This window comes from Kurthia gibsonii (genome assembly GCF_006539985.1).
In the GTDB taxonomy this organism is placed as follows: domain Bacteria; phylum Bacillota; class Bacilli; order Bacillales_A; family Planococcaceae; genus Kurthia; species Kurthia gibsonii.
In genome coordinates, this window is sequence record NZ_BJOB01000004.1 from 15098 (window position 1) to 36650 (window position 21553).

Annotated in this window: 18 protein-coding genes; 12 read left to right on the forward strand and 6 right to left on the reverse strand. The window is 35.7% G+C overall.

Features of this window, described 5'->3' with window-relative positions; translation table 11 throughout:
* Nucleotides 1–22: 22 nt before the first annotated feature.
* The 3 genes from rsgA to KGI01_RS01960 all read right to left on the reverse strand — a co-directional run bounded on the left by rsgA (nucleotide 23) and on the right by KGI01_RS01960 (nucleotide 3644).
* Nucleotides 23–1105 carry a ribosome small subunit-dependent GTPase A gene (gene rsgA, locus KGI01_RS01950; protein WP_255314706.1) on the reverse strand — a complete coding sequence of 361 codons (1083 nt, stop codon included), beginning with the start codon at nucleotides 1103–1105 and terminating at the stop codon, nucleotides 23–25.
* Between the two features lie 238 nt (nucleotides 1106–1343).
* The gene (locus KGI01_RS01955; RefSeq protein ID WP_141272820.1) at nucleotides 1344–2225 is read right to left on the reverse strand and encodes a cation diffusion facilitator family transporter; all 882 of its coding nucleotides are present in this window, start codon (nucleotides 2223–2225) and stop codon (nucleotides 1344–1346) included.
* A gap of 72 nt (nucleotides 2226–2297) precedes the next feature.
* Nucleotides 2298–3644, reverse strand: coding sequence for a hemolysin family protein (locus KGI01_RS01960; protein WP_255314707.1), 1347 nt, complete (start codon nucleotides 3642–3644; stop codon nucleotides 2298–2300).
* A 508-nt stretch (nucleotides 3645–4152) separates the two neighbouring features.
* Here KGI01_RS01960 and KGI01_RS01965 point away from each other — a divergent pair.
* Both KGI01_RS01965 and KGI01_RS01970 read left to right on the forward strand, forming a co-directional pair.
* Nucleotides 4153–5892: an ABC transporter ATP-binding protein gene (locus KGI01_RS01965; protein WP_141272822.1), complete on the forward strand. Its 1740-nt coding sequence runs from the start codon at nucleotides 4153–4155 to the stop codon at nucleotides 5890–5892.
* A 1-nt stretch (nucleotide 5893) separates the two neighbouring features.
* Nucleotides 5894–7645, forward strand: coding sequence for an ABC transporter ATP-binding protein (locus tag KGI01_RS01970; protein ID WP_141272824.1), 1752 nt, complete (start codon nucleotides 5894–5896; stop codon nucleotides 7643–7645).
* Between the two features lie 51 nt (nucleotides 7646–7696).
* Here KGI01_RS01970 and KGI01_RS01975 read toward each other — a convergent pair whose 3' ends face one another.
* A complete protein-coding gene (locus KGI01_RS01975; RefSeq protein WP_068451017.1) occupies nucleotides 7697–7903 on the reverse strand; it encodes a DUF5342 family protein in 207 nt (68 codons plus the stop codon).
* 132 nt (nucleotides 7904–8035) lie between these two features.
* Here KGI01_RS01975 and KGI01_RS01980 point away from each other — a divergent pair, with 132 nt between their 5' ends.
* Together KGI01_RS01980 and KGI01_RS01985 are read left to right on the forward strand one after the other, a co-directional pair.
* Nucleotides 8036–9175 carry a DUF445 domain-containing protein gene (locus KGI01_RS01980; protein ID WP_141272826.1) on the forward strand — a complete coding sequence of 380 codons (1140 nt, stop codon included), beginning with the start codon at nucleotides 8036–8038 and terminating at the stop codon, nucleotides 9173–9175.
* Between the two features lie 20 nt (nucleotides 9176–9195).
* Nucleotides 9196–9552 (forward strand): YlbF family regulator, encoded by a 357-nt coding sequence (locus KGI01_RS01985; RefSeq protein WP_141272828.1) that lies wholly within the window; start codon nucleotides 9196–9198, stop codon nucleotides 9550–9552.
* 143 nt (nucleotides 9553–9695) lie between these two features.
* Here KGI01_RS01985 and KGI01_RS01990 read toward each other — a convergent pair whose 3' ends face one another.
* Both KGI01_RS01990 and KGI01_RS01995 read right to left on the reverse strand, forming a co-directional pair.
* Complete coding sequence (locus KGI01_RS01990) at nucleotides 9696–10457, reverse strand: methyl-accepting chemotaxis protein (protein ID WP_141272830.1); 762 nt, start codon at nucleotides 10455–10457, stop codon at nucleotides 9696–9698.
* Complete coding sequence (locus KGI01_RS01995; RefSeq protein WP_141272832.1) at nucleotides 10408–10995, reverse strand: protoglobin domain-containing protein; 588 nt, start codon at nucleotides 10993–10995, stop codon at nucleotides 10408–10410. The genes KGI01_RS01990 and KGI01_RS01995 overlap by 50 nt, the downstream gene beginning before the upstream one ends.
* Nucleotides 10996–11061: 66 nt before the next feature.
* Here KGI01_RS01995 and KGI01_RS02000 point away from each other — a divergent pair, with 66 nt between their 5' ends.
* From KGI01_RS02000 to KGI01_RS02035, 8 genes are all read left to right on the forward strand, one after another.
* Nucleotides 11062–12576: a coproporphyrinogen III oxidase gene (locus KGI01_RS02000; RefSeq protein WP_141272834.1), complete on the forward strand. Its 1515-nt coding sequence runs from the start codon at nucleotides 11062–11064 to the stop codon at nucleotides 12574–12576.
* A gap of 104 nt (nucleotides 12577–12680) precedes the next feature.
* Entirely contained in the window at nucleotides 12681–13775 is a 1095-nt protein-coding gene (locus KGI01_RS02005; protein ID WP_170214698.1) for a glycerate kinase family protein, read from the forward strand.
* A gap of 100 nt (nucleotides 13776–13875) precedes the next feature.
* Nucleotides 13876–14709, forward strand: a complete 834-nt coding sequence (locus tag KGI01_RS02010; RefSeq protein ID WP_141272838.1) for a DUF2785 domain-containing protein — start codon at nucleotides 13876–13878, stop codon at nucleotides 14707–14709.
* A 935-nt stretch (nucleotides 14710–15644) separates the two neighbouring features.
* Nucleotides 15645–16577, forward strand: coding sequence for an ABC transporter permease (locus KGI01_RS02015; protein ID WP_068451036.1), 933 nt, complete (start codon nucleotides 15645–15647; stop codon nucleotides 16575–16577).
* Nucleotides 16574–17491 (forward strand): ABC transporter permease, encoded by a 918-nt coding sequence (locus KGI01_RS02020; RefSeq protein WP_068451039.1) that lies wholly within the window; start codon nucleotides 16574–16576, stop codon nucleotides 17489–17491. Before KGI01_RS02015 ends, KGI01_RS02020 begins: the two co-directional genes overlap by 4 nt.
* A 12-nt stretch (nucleotides 17492–17503) precedes the next feature.
* The gene (locus tag KGI01_RS02025) at nucleotides 17504–18562 is read left to right on the forward strand and encodes an ABC transporter ATP-binding protein (protein ID WP_068451042.1); all 1059 of its coding nucleotides are present in this window, start codon (nucleotides 17504–17506) and stop codon (nucleotides 18560–18562) included.
* Nucleotides 18555–19451: an ABC transporter ATP-binding protein gene (locus KGI01_RS02030; protein WP_068451045.1), complete on the forward strand. Its 897-nt coding sequence runs from the start codon at nucleotides 18555–18557 to the stop codon at nucleotides 19449–19451. The genes KGI01_RS02025 and KGI01_RS02030 overlap by 8 nt, the downstream gene beginning before the upstream one ends.
* A gap of 455 nt (nucleotides 19452–19906) precedes the next feature.
* On the forward strand, nucleotides 19907–21550 hold the full coding sequence (locus KGI01_RS02035) for a peptide ABC transporter substrate-binding protein (protein ID WP_141272840.1): 1644 nt from the start codon (nucleotides 19907–19909) through the stop codon (nucleotides 21548–21550).
* The last annotated feature ends 3 nt before the right edge of the window (nucleotides 21551–21553 follow it).

Sequence of the window (21553 nt, forward strand, 5' to 3'; positions counted from 1 at the left end):
TACGCAGCCTCCTTTTTATATATTATAGACGATTTTTCTTTTTGTTTTTTAGTTGTTTAGATACTTGTTTCCATTTACGTGTTTCTGCTAGTTGTGCTTGCTTATTCGTCTTTTGTTCAAGATAGCGAATTTCACGTTGTAGCTTCACATAGCTAGCATAGCGTGCTTGTTCCAATGAGCCATCTGAAAGAGCCTGTTGAATGGCACAACCAGGTTCATTTTTATGTGAACAATCACGGAAACGACATGCGTCAGCTAGTTGTTCAATATCAGAAAAACTCGATTCTAAAGCACCTTCTGTTGACCATAGTTGTAATTCGCGCATTCCAGGTGTGTCGATGAGAATACCGCCATTTGGTAAGATAAAAAGTTCGCGATGTGTCGTTGTATGACGCCCTTTAGAGTCATCTTCACGAATGTGTTGAACGGTCATTTTTTCTTCTTCAACGAGCGCATTTGTAAGAGTAGATTTTCCAACCCCTGAAGAACCCATTAATGCTGCTGTTTTATGTGGTAGAAGTAAATTTTGTATCTCTTCAATTCCTTCTCCTGTTAATGTGCTGATTGCATAGATTGGCACACCAATCGCTACTTGTGCTGCTTGTTCAATGAATGGCTTGATATCTTCGCATAGATCTTTTTTTGTTAAGATAATGACTGGAGATGCACCGGAGTCCCAAGCAGCTAGTACATAGCGTTCAAGTCGACGAACATTAAAGTCGTGATTTAAGCTCATAACGATGAACACAAGATCGACGTTCGTCGCAACGATTTGTTCATCAATTTCGACACCAGCCATTTTGCGTGAGAATGTCGAAGTACGTGTTAAAAGTTGATGAATTAAACAACGCTGTTCGCCCGGCATTTGTTCAACTAATACCCAGTCACCGATTGCTGGATAATCTTTACGCATAAAAGCGTTGTAGGCATACTTACCAGAGATCGTCCCAAGCAGTTCACCTTGTTCTGTACGAATGCGGTAGCTATGCTTATGTTCAAGTGTGATACGCCCAATCAAGTAATTTTCATGACCTACTTGTGTTAAAAGTGCTGTAGCTTCAGATGTAAAAGGCTCTTTAAAGCCGTATTGTTGTAGTTGTGTCAATGTAATTTCCTCCAATAATGTGGTAATAAAAAAAGGTTTATTGCACCGTAATGGATGCAATAAACCTAACCGCACATTGAAAGAGAGCTATAACATAATTATAGCGCTACATGGCAGGAAAAAGTTTTATGCATACCAAATACGTGCGAAGTTGTCGCAATCTCATATTTATTCATCATAATACTTCACCTGCTCCCTTTATAAGTTAGACCTAGCATAACAACTTTAACAGAATTCGTCAATTTCTTTTTAAAGATTCTTCAGGCTCGATATGAACGAGCGCTACAGAACTAGGCAGTATTTCAAGAATTGCTTCTTCAATTTTCTCCGTAATTTCATGACTTTCCCATACATTTAAATAAGGATTAACGGATACAGTTACATCAATTAAAGCCATATTTCCATGATAACGTCCTTTAACGTCACGCAATTCAACAACACCTTCAACTGCTGAAACAGTAGTGCGAATCGTCTCAATATCTGTTTGATTAAATCCATCTGTTAACGTTAACACACTTTCAGCAAAAATCTCATACGCTGTTTTTAAAATAATTATAGCTACAATGGCTGCAGTAATCGAGTCAATGATTGGGAAACCAATAATCGCTGCAAAAATACCAATTGCCGCACCGAAGCTGACAAATGCATCGGAACGATTATCATAAGCAGCAGCTTTAACGGCCGAGCTATTAATTTCTTTTGCCAGTCGAATATTATAAAGGTATACGCCCCACATGATAACACCTGAGATAATTGCCACAATCGCTGTTAAAAGTGAGGGTGGCTCATGTTCATTAGCAAAAAAGCCTTTGATTGCATTAAATAATACTTGTAAACCAACAACTGCCATAATAAATGAAGCAATGAGTGAGGCAATGGTTTCGGCGCGCATATGCCCGTAAGCATGATCAGCATCTGGTGGCTTTTGTGAGATACGTAAGCCGATAAGTACAGCAACAGAAGCAATAATATCGGTCGTGTTATTCAGACCATCTGCTTGTAGTGCTTCAGAATGACCGAAGTAACCGACAATTAATTTTGCGAAACTGAGAAAGATATATGTGATGATACTAAGCCATGCCCCTTTTTCTCCTTTGCGTAACTTTTCATATGGGTCCACAATGTTTCCTCCCTGAAAGAAATCTAGGGATACGAAAGCGACGTTACATTTTTTAATGTAACGTCGCCCGTACTATATTTCTTGTGTAAGTAGTGTTGAATCAGATTCTGTTTCTAATTCAGGATGTTTGATGATCTCTAAGTAAATTAAGTGGTGACCTTCTAACTCACGCACGATAAAATCATAGCCTTGTTCAGAGACTCGGTCGCCTTTCTTCGCATCAAAATGACGAGTCATAAACCAACCGCCGATTGTATCGATAGCATCATCTTCAATTTCGATGTTTAGAATGTCATTAATTTCTTCTAATAAAACTTTTGCATCTACAATATAGTGCCCATCCCCAAGTTTACGAATTTCTGAAATTTCATCTGCATCAAACTCATCTCGAATATCACCAACAATTTCTTCGATGATATCTTCGATCGTTACAAGACCTGATGTTCCACCATATTCGTCCATTAAAATGGCCATATGAATACGTTCACGTTGGATTTTTAATAGTAAATCACTAATTGGAACAGTTTCAAAGACGCGAATAACAGGACGCATGAATGCTGTAACAGGTTTTGCTCCATTTTCTTTTGGATTTCGAATATAAGCTGTTAATAGATGTTTCATATTAACAAGACCGATGACGTGGTCCTTATCGCCGTCAATAATTGGGTAACGCGTATATTGCTCGACACCCATTACTTCAAAAACTTCTTTTAGTGTTAGATCTTTTTCAATCCCAACAATTTCAGTACGTGGAACCATAACTTCTTTAGCGATACGATCGTCAAAGTTGAAGATGTTATCCACATATTTATATTCGGACTGATTAATTTCTCCACCTTTTAAACTGTCAGATAAAATAATACGTAGTTCTTCTTCCGTCATAGCAACTTCAGAATCATTTGAATTGCGAATACCAAATAATGCAGCTAAACCATTTGCAGATGAATTTAATAATTTAATAAATGGATACATCACATTATGGAATAGAATTAAAAATGGTGCTGTTGTTAAAGCTACAGCTTCTGCTTTTTGGATTGCAAGTGTCTTTGGTGCAAGCTCACCTACTACAACGTGAATAAATGTGACGATTGAGAAGGACACAATGAAGGATACGATGGTTGTTACACTACCATTTAGATTTATTAAATCAAAGACAGGGCGTAAAATCATGCTCACTGTACCTTCACCCAACCAACCTAAACCAAGCGATGTAATCGTAATACCTAACTGACATGCAGATAAATATTCATCTAAACTAGATATAACTTTTTTTGCTTTTAAAGCTTTTTTATTACCTTCAGCGATTAGCTGATCAATTCGAGTTGCTCTGACTTTGACAATGGAGAATTCCGTTGCAACAAAGTAAGCAGAGCAGGCGATTAAGACAGCGAATGCTGTCAACCGTATGGCTATTTCCAAAGAATCCCTTTACTCCTAGCCCAAATGAGGGGGAGAGTAAAGTGTACACCTCCTGTGTGTTTAAAAATGTTCAGTATTCTAATAATAAGATAGAACTAGAAAAAATTCAAACCATCAAACTGCTTTTATGGGATGAAAGTTGTATGTATAAAGAAAAAACGTCATAAAAAAATAATATTTACGTAAAGACTAGAAAGGATAATAATCTTTTTTTCTAAAAATTGTTGACAATTCGGAAATCGAAATGTTAGTATTTAGAAACACGAAATGTGAAATAAAAAAACGGAGGTATGAAACATGAATAACTTAACAGTAGTAAACACAATTGCAGTAACACACAACTATTCATATGGACACATACCTTTACAAGACAACATGTAGCGATTTTGTATTTATTTGTATTGGTGTGTCACATCAATACTCTAATATAGGCGCATGCCCTTAGGGTGTGCGCCTTTTTTTGTTGTTTTTTAAAGGGGTAATTTGTAAAAAGGAAGAAGGAGAAAACATGTTTTCTGTATTTACGAAACTGAAATGGTTTTTTAAAGAGAATTGGGGAAGGTACACGAGCGCGGTTATTTTATTAACAATTGCGAATATCATCGAAGTCATCCCACCTAAAATTATTGGAAATACGATTGATGCCATTCATACAAAAGAACTAACAGCTGAATTGTTATGGAATTATATCATGGCACTTGTTGCTTTATTATTTGCAGCATATATTGTCAATTTTATTTGGCAGTATCAATTATTTGGTGGCGCAAATGTATTACAAAAAGACTTACGAATGAAATTAATGGACCATTTCTTAAGGATGCGACCACCATTTTACGAACGTAATCGAACAGGTGATTTAATGGCGCGTTCGACGAATGATTTACAAGCTGTATCTGAAACAGCTGGTTTTGGCATCATGACGTTACTCGATTCTACGCTTTATCTTGGAACGATCATTATTATGATGGGTGTCACTACCTCTTGGAAATTAACACTTGCAGCATTATTACCATTACCATTATTGGCGATTGCACTTCAACAAATTGGCAAATTCATTCATAAACGTTATACCATCTCTCAAGCCGCATTTGGTGAATTAAATGATAGCGTACTAGAAGCAGTCGAAGGTGTACGAGTTGTTCGTGCCTATGTGCAAGAACGTGAAATGGAAAAGCAGTTTGCACAAAAGACCGAAGAAGTCGTTGAAAAGAATTTACGTGTATCTCGTGTAAATGGTTTATTCGCGCCCGTCAGTAAATTCATTACAGCCTTTAGTTATGTCATTGGACTTGGATACGGTGCGTATCTCGTATCGATTAACGATATTACAGTAGGAAGTTTAGTCGCTTTCAACGTCTATCTTGGTATGGCTGTTTGGCCAATGATGGCGATTGGTGAATTAATCAATACGATGCAACAAGGGAATGCCTCATTGGATCGTGTGAGTGAGACATTGAACGAAAAAGAAGACGTTCCGAATCCTAAAGAAAGGAAGGTCGTTCAAACACCAACGACAATTAGATTTAACGATGTAAGCTTCCAATATCCATTATCAAAATCGCTTAATTTAAAGAATGTAAACATTGAATTAAATCGTGGTGAAACACTTGGTATTGTCGGAAAGACAGGTAGTGGTAAAACGACGATTGTGAAGCAGTTATTGCGTGAATATCCACATGGTGAAGGGGACGTAGAAATTGCGAATGAAGCGATTCAATTACAAGATAAGGAGCAAGTGCTGAATTGGATTGGCTATGTACCGCAAAGTCACATTCTATTCTCACGTACAATTCGTGATAACATTCGCTTTGGTAAGCCAGATGCAACAGAAGAGGATATTGCTAGAGCAATTCGTATGGCGAACTTTGAAGACGATTTAAAACGTCTGCCAGAAGGCTTAGATACGATGGTTGGAGAAAAAGGAATCTCGTTATCAGGTGGGCAAAAACAACGGATTTCGATTGCGCGTGCATTTATTCGTAATCCAGAAATTCTTATTTTAGATGACTCACTATCTGCAGTGGATGCAAAAACAGAGAGTCGCATTATCGACAATATTCAAAATGAACGAAAAGATAAAACAACGATTATTGTAACCCACCGATTATCAGCAATTTTACATGCTGAAAAAATTATTGTAGTCGATGATGGTGAAATTATTCAATATGGTACACATGATGAATTGGTTAGACAACCTGGTTGGTACCAAGAACAATTCAAATTACAACAAGTAAAAGGGGGCGAATAAGATGCCCGTTCGTAAGCGATTATGGCAGTATGCACTACTTTATAAGAAACCGATGATTTGGGGACTTGTGCTACTTGCTATATCAGTTGGAGCTGACTTATCAGGTCCATTAATTATTAAATATATTTTAGACAATTACGTTGCCAACATGCCGGAATCTGGATTAGAAGTAAAGCCACTGTATTTAATGTTAGGTGCTTATTTAGGAACCATTGTCATCTTTGCAATTTTCCGATATACACAGTTTTATATGCTGCAAATCGGTTCAAATCGCATTGTCCAAAAAATGCGTAAAGATGTATATGGTCAATTACAACGTCTATCAATTAACTATTTTGACCGACTACCTGCTGGGAAAGTTGTGTCGCGTATTACAAATGATACTGAAGCAATTCGTGAGTTGTTCGTAACTGTTGTCTCACAATTTGCCGCAAGTTTTATGACATTAATCGGGATTTTTATTATCATGTTCTCTTTAAACACATGGATGGGCTTCTTCGCATTAATCGTTGTCCCAATCCTCATTGTATGGTCGATTGTGTACCGTAAATATGCTTCGAAATATAATCATGCGATTCGTTCAAGACTATCTGACTTAAATGGTATGTTGAATGAATCAATGAATGGTATGACGATTATTCAAGCATATGGGCAAGAGAAGAATATGAAGAATGAGTTCAATCAAATTAATGATGAACATTTTCGCTACAATAATAAGTTATTATTTTTAGATTCTGCTACATCACACAATTTAGTCGGTGTTGTTCGTAGTATCATTCTCATTGCATTCGTTTGGTACTTTGGTTCACTTGAAGTAACAGGTACATCGATTGCATCTGTTGGTATTTTATATGCCTTCGTCGAGTACATTACACGTTTAATGAACCCAATCATGCAAATCGTCGATCAATTCTCGCGATTAGAGCGTGCGAATGTTGCAGCGACACGTGTATTTGAATTACTAGACTATAGTGGTGAAGAGGTTAGCGATGAGAAAATTGCACGTTATAAAGGTCATGTACAGTTCGAACATGTATGGTTTGCTTATAAAAATGAAGAATATGTATTAAAAGACATTTCAATTGATGCTAAGCCAGGAGAAACAGTTGCTCTAGTTGGACATACAGGTTCGGGAAAGTCGTCGATTATCAATCTTTTATTCCGTTATTATGATGCTTCAAAAGGAACGATCAAAATTGATGGTGAAAATATCGAAAATCATGCGAGACAAACCGTTCGTCAGCATATGGGGATCGTACTACAAGACCCGTATTTATTTACAGGAACAATCGCATCCAATATTAGTTTGAATGATGCACGCATTACAAGAAAACAAATAGAAGATGCGTTAGTTGCGGTTGGTGGGGAACGTGTACTAAAAAATCTACCAAAAGGTTTAGATGAACCTGTAATCGAGCGTGGTAGTACACTATCTGCTGGGCAGCGCCAACTTGTATCATTTGCACGTGCGCTTGCATTTGACCCAGCCATTCTCATTTTAGATGAAGCAACGTCAAATATTGACTCGGAAACAGAGGAAATTATTCAACATGCGATGGATGTTTTGAAAAAAGGTCGTACAACATTCATCATTGCGCACCGTCTTTCAACAATTAAAAATGCCGATCAAATTTTAGTATTAGATGCAGGGGAGATTGTAGAACGTGGAAAGCATGATGAATTACTTGCACTAGGCGGACGCTATAGTCAAATGTATGAATTACAGTCTGGGAATAAACAGCATAGTTTATAATGAACGAAAAGCAAACGAAACGGTTGAAAATCGATTCGTTTGCTTTTTTATTTAATGGTCATATACATGAAAGACCATTAATTCATGTATATCTTTTTTTAATTGTTCAGTAATGATAAAAGATTGTGGTTGCACGATTTCAATTTCACCATCTCCATGATAAAGAGCAGTCACCTTTTCTCTGTTATAATAGAAAGAAAGACGCCAACCAGGCATTTCTCCTGCGTATAATCGTTCAAATGTAAAATGTTGAATCATCATTCATCCCCCTTTTTTTCAGTATAAACAGAATGAGGGAGGGAAAGCGAATTAAAACTTCTAAACGATTCATTTTCCGAACAAAGTATCCTCTGTTATAATAACGATAGTTTAAAGAAAAGGGTGGATTACATGAATACGGTCATTACAATTCTATTCATGGTTGTTATTGGTTCATTAATCGGTGGTGTGACAAATCATTTAGCGATTAAAATGTTGTTTCGTCCACATAATCCAGTTTATATCTGGGGAAAACGACTACCATTTACGCCTGGATTGATTCCACGTAGACGAGATGAATTAGCGAAGCAACTTGGAAAAACAGTTGTAAAATATTTATTAACGCCAGACACATTCCGAGCAAAGTTTTTCAATGCGGCGATGCGCGAAAAAGTTTTAGAATGGTTAGGGCAACAAACGACAGAGAAAATTTTCACAGAAGAAAAAACACTGCAGCAGTGGTTAGATCAAGCAGGACTTTCACATGCACCAGAAATGATTGAGAAAAAATTAGATGATTTAATCGTTCAACAAGTAAATCAAGTACAAAATGTATTAGCTACACAGACAGTTGAACAGTTACTACCAGCTAGTTGGAAAGAACGTGCAGAATCAAAAATTCCAGAAATTTCACGTTACATTTTGAATAAAGGCGATCAATACTTTGATACAGTTGAGGGAGAACAGGCAATTAAAGGCTTAATTGACGGTTTCCTAAGCTCAAAAGGAACATTCGGTGGTATGATTCAGATGTTTATTGGTGATGGTTCATCACTTGTGCCTATGCTTCAAAGAGAAGTGAAGAAGTTTTTAAGCTCGGATTCGACATTCCATGTGCTTAATAATTTACTTCAAAAAGAGTGGGATAAGTTACAAGTTCAAACAGTTCCGCAATTATTAGGTGATTTAGATTTCACTTCTACAACGGAACGCATTCAAAAATATGCACGTGAACAATTAGCAATTCGAGATCGTTTAGACTTACCGCTTGTACATTACTTACCAGATGGTGCAAAATGGTTACAGGACAATGTATATCCAAAATTAGTTGAGACAACCTTTACACAAGTAGAAAATAAATTAGAAGATATTTTATCGCGTATGGATTTAGAGAATGTTGTAAGAGAACAAGTCGATAAATTCCCGGTAGAAACACTTGAAGATTTAGTACTTGGGATCTCAAAGCGCGAATTTAAAATGATTACCGTACTAGGATTTTTACTTGGTGGAATCATTGGTGTCGTGCAAGGGATTATCGCTGTCGCATTTTAAATACAAAGGAGTTTTTACACATGGTTAATATTTATGACGACTTAAACAAATTAGAAGCAACATTCCGTAAAACAGAACAATTCAAAGCACTTGAATTTACAATTGAAGAAGTGAAGAAAGATGCTGATGCAGTAGCGCTATTCTCAAACTTCCGTAAAATGCAATTAACATTACAAGAAAAACAAGCGAGTGGTGAAGAATTATCAGAAGAAGAATTACAATACGCTCAAAAAACAGCTCAATTAGCACAACAAAACGAAAAAATCAATGCAATGCTATTAGCTGAGATGGAAGTAAGTGCCGTAATTAATGAAATTACAAGCGTTATTATTAAACCTGTACAAGCTCTATACGACAGTATTCCAGACGCAGAATAATGAATATAGAAATCGTGATGGGTCATACGTGTAAAAACTTCATCCCATATGAGTATAAGAAAAACTGGAATCGCGCTGTGGCGCGATTCCAGTTTTTCGTTGCGAACGCTAAAATGGGAAGTGTCCTGTCCTGATTTTTAAAATTACATACCAGCTAAATCTTCAGAAGATTGATGAATACGTTCAGAGTTTTGTTGAATGGAATTCACGCTCGCCGTTAAATCAGAAACACTTTGGAATAGGTGATCGTTTCGTTCCGTTAATTGATGCATATAATCGACAATATTACAGAATGAACTACCTGTTGCCATTACTTTTTCACTCGACTGATGAATTAACGATTGTAATTTTTTAGAAATTTCAGAAATATTTTCGGTCTTGTCGTAGGATTCAGATAAAATTTGATCGACCTCACTAAGCGACACTTTTGTACTTTCAGCTAGTTTTCTCACTTCTTCAGCAACAACTGCAAATCCACGCCCATGTTCGCCAGCGCGTGCTGCTTCAATAGAAGCATTCAATGCAAGTAGATTTGTTTGATTTGCAATTTGTGTAATCATTTGTGCGATGGACGACACTTTTTTATTCAATGTGTGAAGTTGATTAACACTCTCTTGAATCGTATGCATCGTTTCTTGTAGCTGCTCAGAATTTTGCTCTGTTTCTTTCAATTGTTCTTGCTCTTTAATAGCAGCTTCACGCACTTCTTCAGCTAGTGCGGAGTTATTACTTGAAAGTTCTTCAAGTTGACTTAGTACCGTCATCATATGAATTAAATCGTTATTAGTTTGATGTGTCATTTCACTTAATGAAACGGAGTTATCGCGTATTGCGCTCATCATCTCAGCTTGACGATTATTTTCTTGTTTTAATTCTTCTTGATTCTTCTTGATGATGAATTTCATATGATTCTAAAACTATTTGTTGTTCAAAGTTTAAAATTTTAGAAACAGCTATTAACATTTTAAATTGTTCTTCAGATGGGTACAATGTTGTTTGTACCAAATTTGAAAAATAATTTAATAAGTCTTGGAAAGTACTCATATACCATTTTGGTTCCAAGCCAATGTGCGAGTGTACGGTAGCAATTCGATAACGCTTTTGTAAAAAATTCTCGTTAATAACACCATCAAACATTTCGATAATATGCTTTTTTAATGTTTGTTGTAAGCGTGTGATTGTACTATGATCACGTATGATTCTACCTAGCGAAGGTTCCTTTTCGAGATTATCATAAAAGTTTGCTACAATATAATCGATATTGTCTTGTACGATAGGGCGCATAACGCGTAAAATAGCTAGGTCATCGACTGTCAGTTGAATCATTTGAATTTGTGTTTGAATTGAATGATTTAAATCTGAAGCGATAAGAACATATGGTGTTTCTTTTGCCATACAATCCTCTAGTTGATGTGTGATTGATTTCCTTGTGAATTTTGGCATGAATCATCAGCTCCTTTTGTGTAATAAAAGTATGTAAATAATTAAAAAGAAAGAAGTGCAAAATAAATGAAATTGATTGCTCTAGATCAAACGTATCCACAAGATTGGATTCGTGTTATTACGCATATTTGTAATTTATTCTTTGAGGATTCTAAAGTAACAACAAAAAATGAATTAGCAGATGTCCATGTATCGTTTATGTATGATATTTCGGAGGACTTCACGGTTTCTGTAACATCAATATTAGTAGTTGATAATAAACAGTTTGTAAGTGAATTCACCCAAAAATATGAAGAAGATGCAGATAAACGTGGTGTGAATATCCGCTTGAAGCGAGCGGTTTCGCACGTTTTATTAGAAAACCTTGAAAAAATGACAAAAATTTATCAGAAGTGGGGTATCCTTACAGGGGTGCGTCCGACCAAATTGTATCACAAATTTAGGAGAAATGGTCTATCTAAAGAGGAAATAAGAAACAAACTAGCGACAGAATTTAGATTATCAAATGAAAAAGTAGATTTAATGGAAAAAATTGTAGAAAGACAACTAGTGACAATTCCTGATTTAGATACAATTGGTAATGAAGTGAGTATCTATATTGGTATTCCGTTTTGCCCGACAAAATGTGCCTATTGTACATTCCCTGCTTATGCAATTCAAAGTAACCGTAAAAAAGGTCGCGTAGCCACTTTTTTAGATGGTTTGCATATTGAGATTGAACGAATGGGACAGTGGCTGACTGAAAATAATATGAAGATTACATCAGTCTATTGGGGCGGCGGAACACCGACTTCAATTGAAGCAGAAGAAATGGATGCGCTATATGAGACGATGTATCGTTCATTCCCAAATCCTGAAACAATTCGTGAAATAACTGTTGAAGCAGGTAGACCAGATACAATTACGGAAGAAAAATTAGCTGTACTTCGCAAATGGGGAATTGACCGTATTAGTGTAAATCCACAATCTTATACAGACGAAACATTAAAAGCAATTGGTCGCCATCATACTGTACAAGAAACGATTGATAAATTCTGGTTAGCTCGTAAAGAGGGAATGAGTAATATTAATATGGATTTAATTATTGGATTACCAAATGAGGGAATGGAGGAGTTTGAACATTCTATTGAAGAAACAGCGAAAATGCAGCCAGAATCATTAACTGTTCATACACTATCATTCAAACGTGCTTCTGAAATGACACATAATCGTGATCGTTACAAAGTAGCAGATCGTCAAACAGCTGAGAAGATGATGAATCGTGCAAAAGAATGGACAGCTGAAAATAATTATGTACCATACTATTTGTATAGACAAAAAAATATCGTTGGTAACTTAGAAAATATAGGCTATTCTAAGCCTGGAGAAGAAAGTATATACAATATAGCCATTATGGAAGAGGTTCAAACTATCATTGGTCTCGGTTGTGGTGCTTCAAGCAAGTTTGTTCATGCTGACACAGGTAAGATTGAACAGTACCATAATCCAAAAGAGCCAGCCGCCTATATTATGACGTATGAAGATTCAATTAATAAGAAGATTGAACTTTTAAATGACATGTATGGTGTGAAAATTAAATAGAATCGAAAAGAAGTGATAACAAATGTTATGGCTTCTTTTTAATTTTTGCTTTTTTAAATCTTCTTTCGATACGATAGAGATATGACAAAATAGGGGGAATGGATATGAGCTATTATTTAGTTGTACCTGATTCATTTAAAGGAACGTTGGGTTCACAAGAAGTTGCTAACATAATTGAACAAGAGATTATAAAACAAAATCCACAACATGAAGTAAAAAAGATGATTATGTCAGATGGAGGAGAAGGCTTTTTAGAAGCGATGACTTCAGAGGAAGAACGATTTCACCATACTGTACTGAATACAATAGCCGAGCCAATAGAAGTTATGTACGGCATAAAAGATGGAAAAATGATTATTGAGATGGCGCAGTGTGCAGGTGTAATGCTACTTTCAGCCACGCAATTAAATCCTAAAATCACAACGACATATGGTGTTGGGCAACTGATACATTTAGCACTTGAAAAGGGGTTAAGCGAAATTGTGATTGGTATTGGTGGGAGTGCAACAAATGATGGAGGAGCAGGTATGCTTGCCGCACTAGGTGCAAAGTTTTATAACGCGCAAGGTGAAAATTTGGAAATTCCTAAGCTACATGACATTGATACAGTTGATACGAGCCAGATGCATGTACCAACAGAGCTTCATGTAACGATTGCATCCGATGTAACCAACCCTTTATGTGGTGAACAAGGAGCAACGTATGTTTTTTCGGAGCAAAAAGGATTATCAAAAGAAGATTTCGAAGAATATGATGCATATATGAATCATGTGGGTCGCTTATATGAACGTAAAACGAAAAAAAGTGTCATGAATGAACAAGGAGCAGGTGCAGCAGGAGGTATTGGGGCAGCGTTATTAGCTTTCTTCAATACAACAATGGTATCAGGTGCAGAGATTGTATTGAAGGAACAGCAATTCAAGCAACATCTTCAACAAGCAGATTGGGTCATTACAGGAGAGGGAAAAACAGATCGACAAACATTGGAAGGTAAAGCTCCTTTTCAAATTGCATATCAAACAAAGCTACAAAATAAAAAGACGATGTTGATTTCTGGAAAAGTTGAAAATAAAGATATGCTCGCTATTTACTTTGATGAAATACATGAAATTATCACGAAAGAAATAACAATAGAAGAAGCTTTAAATAGACCGGAAAAATCACTTCAAAAGTGTTTACAACAAATTTCTTTTCAATAGAATGTCATAACGTGGTGTTTAATCCAATATTTATTAAGGTATAAAGTGTTATGACTCAAATCGTAGTTTGAATCCTACGAAAAAGTGGGAGGGATCGCGCATGACAGAAGAAAGTTTGAAATCTTACTTAATCCAAATTCAACAACAAGATATTGAATGGAATGAAGTAGATGTTAATAACGTTGTTCGAGAGATGTTTGATCATATACAAACAACCGATATTGAATTGAAAGAGAAGTTAATAGAACCCCTCTTGTCAGAGATGGTTCAATATCATCTAACAGAATCGGCCTTAGAAGCATTAGCCAAAAAATGTGTCGATGAAGAACATTTATATAAAGAAATTGGGGATACTGTTACACGTTATAAAATGACTCGTGCATTTTCGATGTATGTTATTAAAGAATTAGTAGAGAGAGATGTAAAAGATGTTTTTTTATCACATGACACATTTGATTTGCTTAAAAGAGAAGTGATTCTCTACACTAATCTTGAACAAGATTATCGTTTTTATACGGAGGATATGGGATGGGTGAATAGTGTTCTTTTTAGTCTAGAAGCATTGTATGCAATTGTTCAAAATACTCGTCTAGATCCAGCAGAATATACGCAGATTTTTCAAACAGTTATGAATAAGATTTTTACAGCACAGATAATCTATCAGTATGATGAAGAAGAAATAACAGTAGACTTTATTCAATTACTGTTAGAAAAAGACTTTTCAGAGCAAAAAATCATTGATTTTTTAGAAAGAGTACCTGCATTTTTAGAAGGACAAAAAGAAAAGATGACACATATAAACTATTGGAATTTGTATAAAAATTGCAAGTCTCTTTTACGGAGTTTATATATTCGCCTCGATTTGTGTGAAAACCAACCACTTTTGCTTGCTGAAGTGAAAAAGTGCTTACCTAAAATATCTTTTACTTTTTAAAAAAGACTTTATATTAAAAGTATAGAGTCTTTTTTTGTTTTTTTGATATTTCGAAGTCTTACTATATTGAAAAAACTAAAAAAACATATAAAAAGAATAAAATGTGCTAAAAAAAGCATTTTTCTTAGAAATTGTGCGAGAAATCAATTATTTAAGAAAATACGAATTTTTAAAATATTCTTATAGTTTAAAAATAGATAAAAAGACACAAATTACACTAAAAAATCAATACTTTAACGAATTAGTGTACGAACTATTTTTAATCCATACAACATTAGTCTGAATAATTAAATATTTATAAATAATTATTTCATAGTATATTTATTATTTATTTGACGATTTTGAACTCTTTTTTCTAATAAAAATGCAAGAGAAATTAGAATTGGATAAATAAGTATGTTAATTTAGAAAAGATATAATTATGTGCAAGTTGAAAATATTCTTTCAACTTCTTTTTTTCTTAAAATTGTTTTGCTATAGTAATAACATGCTATTTGCGAATGGTTCTATTCTTTTTATTCACTTACTTTATACAAGTTAGTTGTACAACTTCTACATATCTATAGAGACGGATATTTTTTACATAAACGAAACGTAGATGAACGTAGTACATTTTCAACAGAAGTATAGAAAAAAGAGAGTAGTAAACATACGTGAATAATCAAAGATAATAATTTTGATTATCAAGTTGGTCGCATGGGGTGAATCGAGTGGCAATGATGCGAATACATTGTTCATTGTGTATAACAACTGCTGATCATGGTAATAACACAAAGGTTTTATGGGGGCATGGAATAGGGGCTATGTCTGTAAGTGAGTGACATAATGTAAGGTCAGTGCGTATGGTGACAGATGAACACCATACTGGGGCTGCTTAGGAGTGTTAACTTCTGAACAGCCCATCTTTTAATTAAGAAATAAGGGGAGGCTATAACATGTTAAAGTATATTTTAAAACGTCTTGGATATATTTTAGTGGCATTATTCGTAATTGTAACAATTACATTCTTCTTAATGCGTATCGCACCGGGTAGCCCGTTTGCGAGTGAGAAGAGTTTACCACCTGAGATTGAAAAAGCAATGAATGCTGAATACGGCTTAGACAATCCATGGTATATCCAATATAAAGATTATTTAATTTCAACAGCACAATTCGACTTCGGTCAATCAATGAAGTATAAGGATCGTTCAACAAACGATATGATCGCGGAAAGTTTCCCAGTATCTTTAACACTTGGAGTAGAAGCGATGTTACTTGCAGTAGGACTTGGTGTCTTAATCGGGGTTGTCACAGCACTCTATCATAATAAATTCCCAGATTACCTCGGTACGACAATTGCCGTACTCGGTATATCCGTCCCATCCTTTATCTTGGCAGGCCTTTTACAATACTTTGTCGGTTTAAAAGCAGGTTGGTTACCGATTAGTGGATGGAATGGCTTTGCATATAGTATATTACCAGCCCTCTCAATTGCCATTACGCATATGGGCTTCATCGCAAAATTAACACGTTCTAGTATGTTAGAACAAAATCATTCTGAATATGTGAAAATGGCGCGTGCAAAAGGGCTTGGTAAATGGACAACAGTATTCAAACATACACTTCGTAATGCATTATTACCTGTTGTTACGTACTTAGGACCATTATTTGCAGGGGTTATCACTGGTAGTTTCATCGTGGAACAAATCTTTGCGATTCCAGGATTAGGTAAGTATTTCGTAACATCGATTACAAACCGTGATTACACAGTTATTATGGGTACGACAGTATTCTATTCAATCATCTTATTACTTGGTGTATTAATTGTTGATATTTTATACGGATTCATCGATCCACGTATCAAGCTGAAAGGAGCGAAAAAATCATGACACAACCAATTCCAAAAGAAAAATTCAAAATTGTCGGTGTAGATGAAAAGAAAAGTGAACGCTTAGCCGATAAGTCGGTATCGTTCTGGAAAGAAGTATGGATTCGCTTCTCTCATAATAAGCTTGCAGTAGTAGGGATGATTGTCATTGCGATTATTGCTTTAATGGCTATTTTTGCACCGATGTTATCACCTTATAAATATGATGAAATTCTTGGTCGCTTTAATGAAGCACCTAGCGCAAAAAACTGGTTTGGTACAGATGACTTAGGTCGTGATGTATTTACACGTATTTGGTACGGAGCACGTATTTCATTATTTATCGGTCTGGCAGCAGCAGTAATCGATTTAATTATCGGGGTTGCATGGGGCTCAATCGCTGGTCTTGTAGGCGGAAAAGTCGATGATATTATGATGCGTATTGCAGATGTACTAACAGCAGTACCTTATCTATTAGTTGTTATTATCTTACTTGTTGTTTTACAACCAGGTTTACTACCAATGATTATCGCACTGTCGATTACAGGTTGGGTAAACATGGCGCGTATCGTACGTGGTGAAGTATTATCTATTAAAAATCAAGAGTATGTTCTTGCTGCCCGCACACTTGGCGCAAGTACAGGGCATTTAATTATGCGTCACTTAGTACCAAATGCACTTGGTGCGATTATCGTAACGATGACATTAACAATTCCAAATGCCATCTTCACAGAGTCATTCTTGAGTTATATCGGTTTAGGTGTACCACAACCACAAGCAAGTTGGGGAACAATGGCATCAGACGGGAACAATGCGATTGATACAGCACCTTGGCGTTTAATCTTCCCAGCAATTTTCATTTCATTAACAATCTTTGCATTCAATGCAGTCGGTGACGGTTTGCGTGATGCACTCGATCCAAAACTACGTAAATAGGAGGTGTGGAAAATGGCTGAAACCATTTTAGAAGTTAAAAATTTAAAAATAAATTTCAAAACGTATGCGGGTCTTGTACATGCCGTACGTGGTGTAAACTTCGATTTGAAACAAGGTGAGACACTTGCCATTGTAGGTGAGTCAGGTTCAGGGAAATCTGTAACGAGTAATGCATTGATGAAACTGATTCCACAACCACCAGGCATCTATGCAGATGGTCAAATTTTGTTTGAAGGTCGTGATTTAATTCCACTGACTGAAAAACAAATGTCAAAAATTCGTGGAAATGACATTGCAATGATTTTCCAAGATCCAATGACAGCACTAAACCCAACGATGAAAGTTGGAAAGCAGATTACAGAAGTTATTTTGAAACATAATAAAAATACATCGCGTGCAGAAGCAAAAAAACGTGCGATTGAATTATTAGATGAAGTTGGGATTCCTTATCCAGAACAGCGCTTCTCGCAATATCCACATGAATTTTCTGGTGGTATGCGTCAGCGTGTGGTAATCGCTATTGCATTAGCAGCAGAACCAAAACTACTTATTGCAGACGAACCAACAACAGCACTAGACGTAACAATTCAAGCGCAAATTATTGAATTAATGAAGAAAATTCAAAAAGAGCGTAATACATCAATCATCTTCATCACGCATGATTTAGGTGTTGTAGCGAATGTAGCTGATCGTGTAGCGGTTATGTACGCTGGACAAATTGTAGAATATGGTACAGTGAATGAAATTTTCTATAATCCTAAACATCCTTATACATGGGGATTACTTGGTTCGATGCCTGATTTAGATAATAATGCAGATGAGTTATTACGTACGATTCCAGGCTCACCACCAGACTTAACAAACCCACCAAAAGGTGATGCGTTTGCAGCACGTAATGAGTTTGCGATGCAAATTGATTACGAAGAAGAGCCACCAATGTTCCAAGTGTCACCAACACACTTCGCGAAAACATGGTTACTACATCCAGATGCACCAAAAGTAGAATTACCTGAAGCTGTTGCAAAGCGCATTAAAGGTTATTTAGGTGAGGAGGTCGAGCAATATGTCTGAGAAAATTTTAGAAGTTAAAAATTTACAACAACATTTTGGTTCGATTAGAGCAGTCGATGGAATTAGTTTCGATGTTTATAAAGGTGAAACACTCGGTCTTGTAGGTGAATCAGGTTGTGGAAAATCAACAACAGGTCGCTCGATTATCCGTCTATATGACATTACAGGTGGAGAAATTATCTTCAAAGGTCAAAATATTCATGGTAAAAAATCGAAAAAAGAATTACAACAATTCAATAAAGAAATGCAAATGATTTTCCAAGACCCTTATGCATCATTAAATCCACGTATGACAGCAGGCGAGATTATCGCAGAGGGTTTTGATATCCATGGCATGCACAAAGATAAAAAGAAGCGTAAAGAAGTTATTGGAGAATTACTAGAGGCAGTAGGTTTAAATCGTGAACATGCTGGGCGTTATGCACATGAATTCTCAGGTGGTCAACGTCAACGTATCGGTATTGCACGCGCATTAAGCTTAGACCCTAGCTTTATTATTGCAGATGAACCAATTTCTGCATTAGACGTTTCAATTCAAGCACAGGTGGTAAACTTACTAAAGCAATTACAAAAAGAGCGTGATTTAACATATTTATTTATCGCGCATGATCTATCAATGGTGAAATACATCAGTGATCGTATCGCTGTAATGCGCCGTGGTAAAATTGTTGAACTAGGTACAGCAGAAGATATTTACTATCATCCTGTACACCCATATACAAAGTCATTATTATCAGCTATTCCATTGCCAGATCCAAAAACAGAAGCGACACGTGTACGAATTCCTTATGAACATGAGGAAGTAGGCGAAGGTGGAAAAACACATGAAGTATTCCCAGGTCATTTTGTTTATGGAACAGAAGAGCAATTGAAGAGATGGCGTCCATAAATATAACAATATAATAGTAAGAAGTCGCTTTTAAAAAAAGTGACTTCTTCACTATATATTCTCATTATTACAATATAAGTGAGAAGTTTTGTTGTGCGAAACATTAGAATGTGAAAATAAATTACCAACATGCTTTTTTAATTAACTAGTTAATAGATAACTGAAAAATGGTATATAATGGTTTTTGTTTTCGTTTCATTGAATCAATTATTTAATGTGATGAAGTATTTTATTACTTTTGAGGATAAAAGCACATTCAAAATAATGATATTTTTTTGTTTTCAATTTGGTCATAGATGTTAGAAAAAATAGAAACTTACAATTATTTTAATTTTTTTGAAAAATTAAAAGATAATGTTTTTAATTTTCTATACATTTTGATATTATATTAATAGCTATACAAGGTAGCTATTTTTCTACTTGGAAGAATAATTTCAATAAAGGGGGCTTCATTTATGAAGAAAAAGTCACTACTGCTTGTATTATTATCAGCAGTAATGCTAGTCCTTGCAGCTTGCGGCTTTGGCGGTAAAGACAAAGATGAAAGCGGCGGCAAAGACTCAGACAACGGTAAGGATTCAAATGAACAACTAAACTTAGTTATTCCATCTGAACCACCAAGCTTAAATCCACAAAAAGCAACAGACAGTACATCAGGCGCAATCTTACGTTCAGTATTCGAAGGTTTAACTCGCGTTGATAAAGATGGTAATGTGCAACCAGCAGCTGCTGAGAAAATTGATGTAAGCGATGACAAATTAACTTACACATTCACATTACGTGATTCAAAATGGTCAAATGGTGACACTGTAACAGCAGGCGATTTCAAATACGCTTGGATGTATGCATTAGATCCAAAGAACGCTTCTGAGTATGCGTCAATCCTATATCCAATCAAAGGTGCTCAAGCATTCAACGAAGGTAAAGGTAAAGATTCTGATGTTGGTATCACTGTAAAAGATGATAAAACATTAGTAGTTAAGTTAGAAAATCCAACTCCTTACTTCACTGAAATTACTGCATTCTACACGGCAATGCCAGTAAATGAAAAAGAAGCTAAGAAAAATGCAAAATGGTCAGCTGAAGGCGGTAAAGGTTACGTATCAAACGGACCATTCACTTTATCAGATTGGAAACATTCAGACTCAATTACTCTTAAAAAGAACGACAGTTACTGGGATAAAGAAAACGTAACTCTAAGTACTGTAGATATTAAGATGGTTGAATCAGAAGCAACTGCTAACCGTATGTTCAAGAGCGGTGACATTGATTTCCTAGGTTCTCCATTCCAAACAGTTCCACTTGATGCAATCGATGGTTACAAAAAAGATAAATCACTTAAAATTGAAGACTATGCTGCTATTTACGAGTATAAATTCAATACAAAAGGTAAATTCACTAAGAACGAAAACATCCGTAAAGCTTTAACATTATCAATTGACCGTCAAGGTTTAATCGATAACGTTGTAAAAGGTGAGCAAACACCAGCTTTAGGTATGGTTCCAAAAGCAATCAAAGGCTTTGAAACAGATCGCGGTTACATCAAAGATAACGATGTAGAAGGCGCTAAAAAAGCTCTTGCTGAAGGTATGAAAGAATTAGGTATTAAAGATGCAAAAGATATCACAATCGGTATCTCAATCAACACTTCTGAAGCACATGCTGCAATCGCACAGTACATTCAAGAAGGATGGACTAAAAACTTAGGTATCAACGTTAAAATTGATAACGCTGAGTGGCAAGTATATCTAGATAAGATTTCTTCATTAGATTATGATGTAGGTCGTCTAGGATGGATTGCTGATTACAACGACCCTTACACATTCTTAGAGCGTTATGACACTGCTAAGAACGGTAACAACGACACTGGTTGGGAAAACAAAGAATACAAATCTCTAATGACGCAAGCTACGAAAGAAACTGACGAAGCGAAACGTGAAGAGCTTATGAAAAAAGCTGAGAAAATTCTTATGACTGAATTCCCAGTAGCACCAATCTACTACTACACAAACCTTTGGGTTGAAAAAGATTACGTTAAAGACATGGCGCCTAACCGCCTTGGTGAAATCAGCTTAAAAGATGTTAAAATTGAAAAATAATAA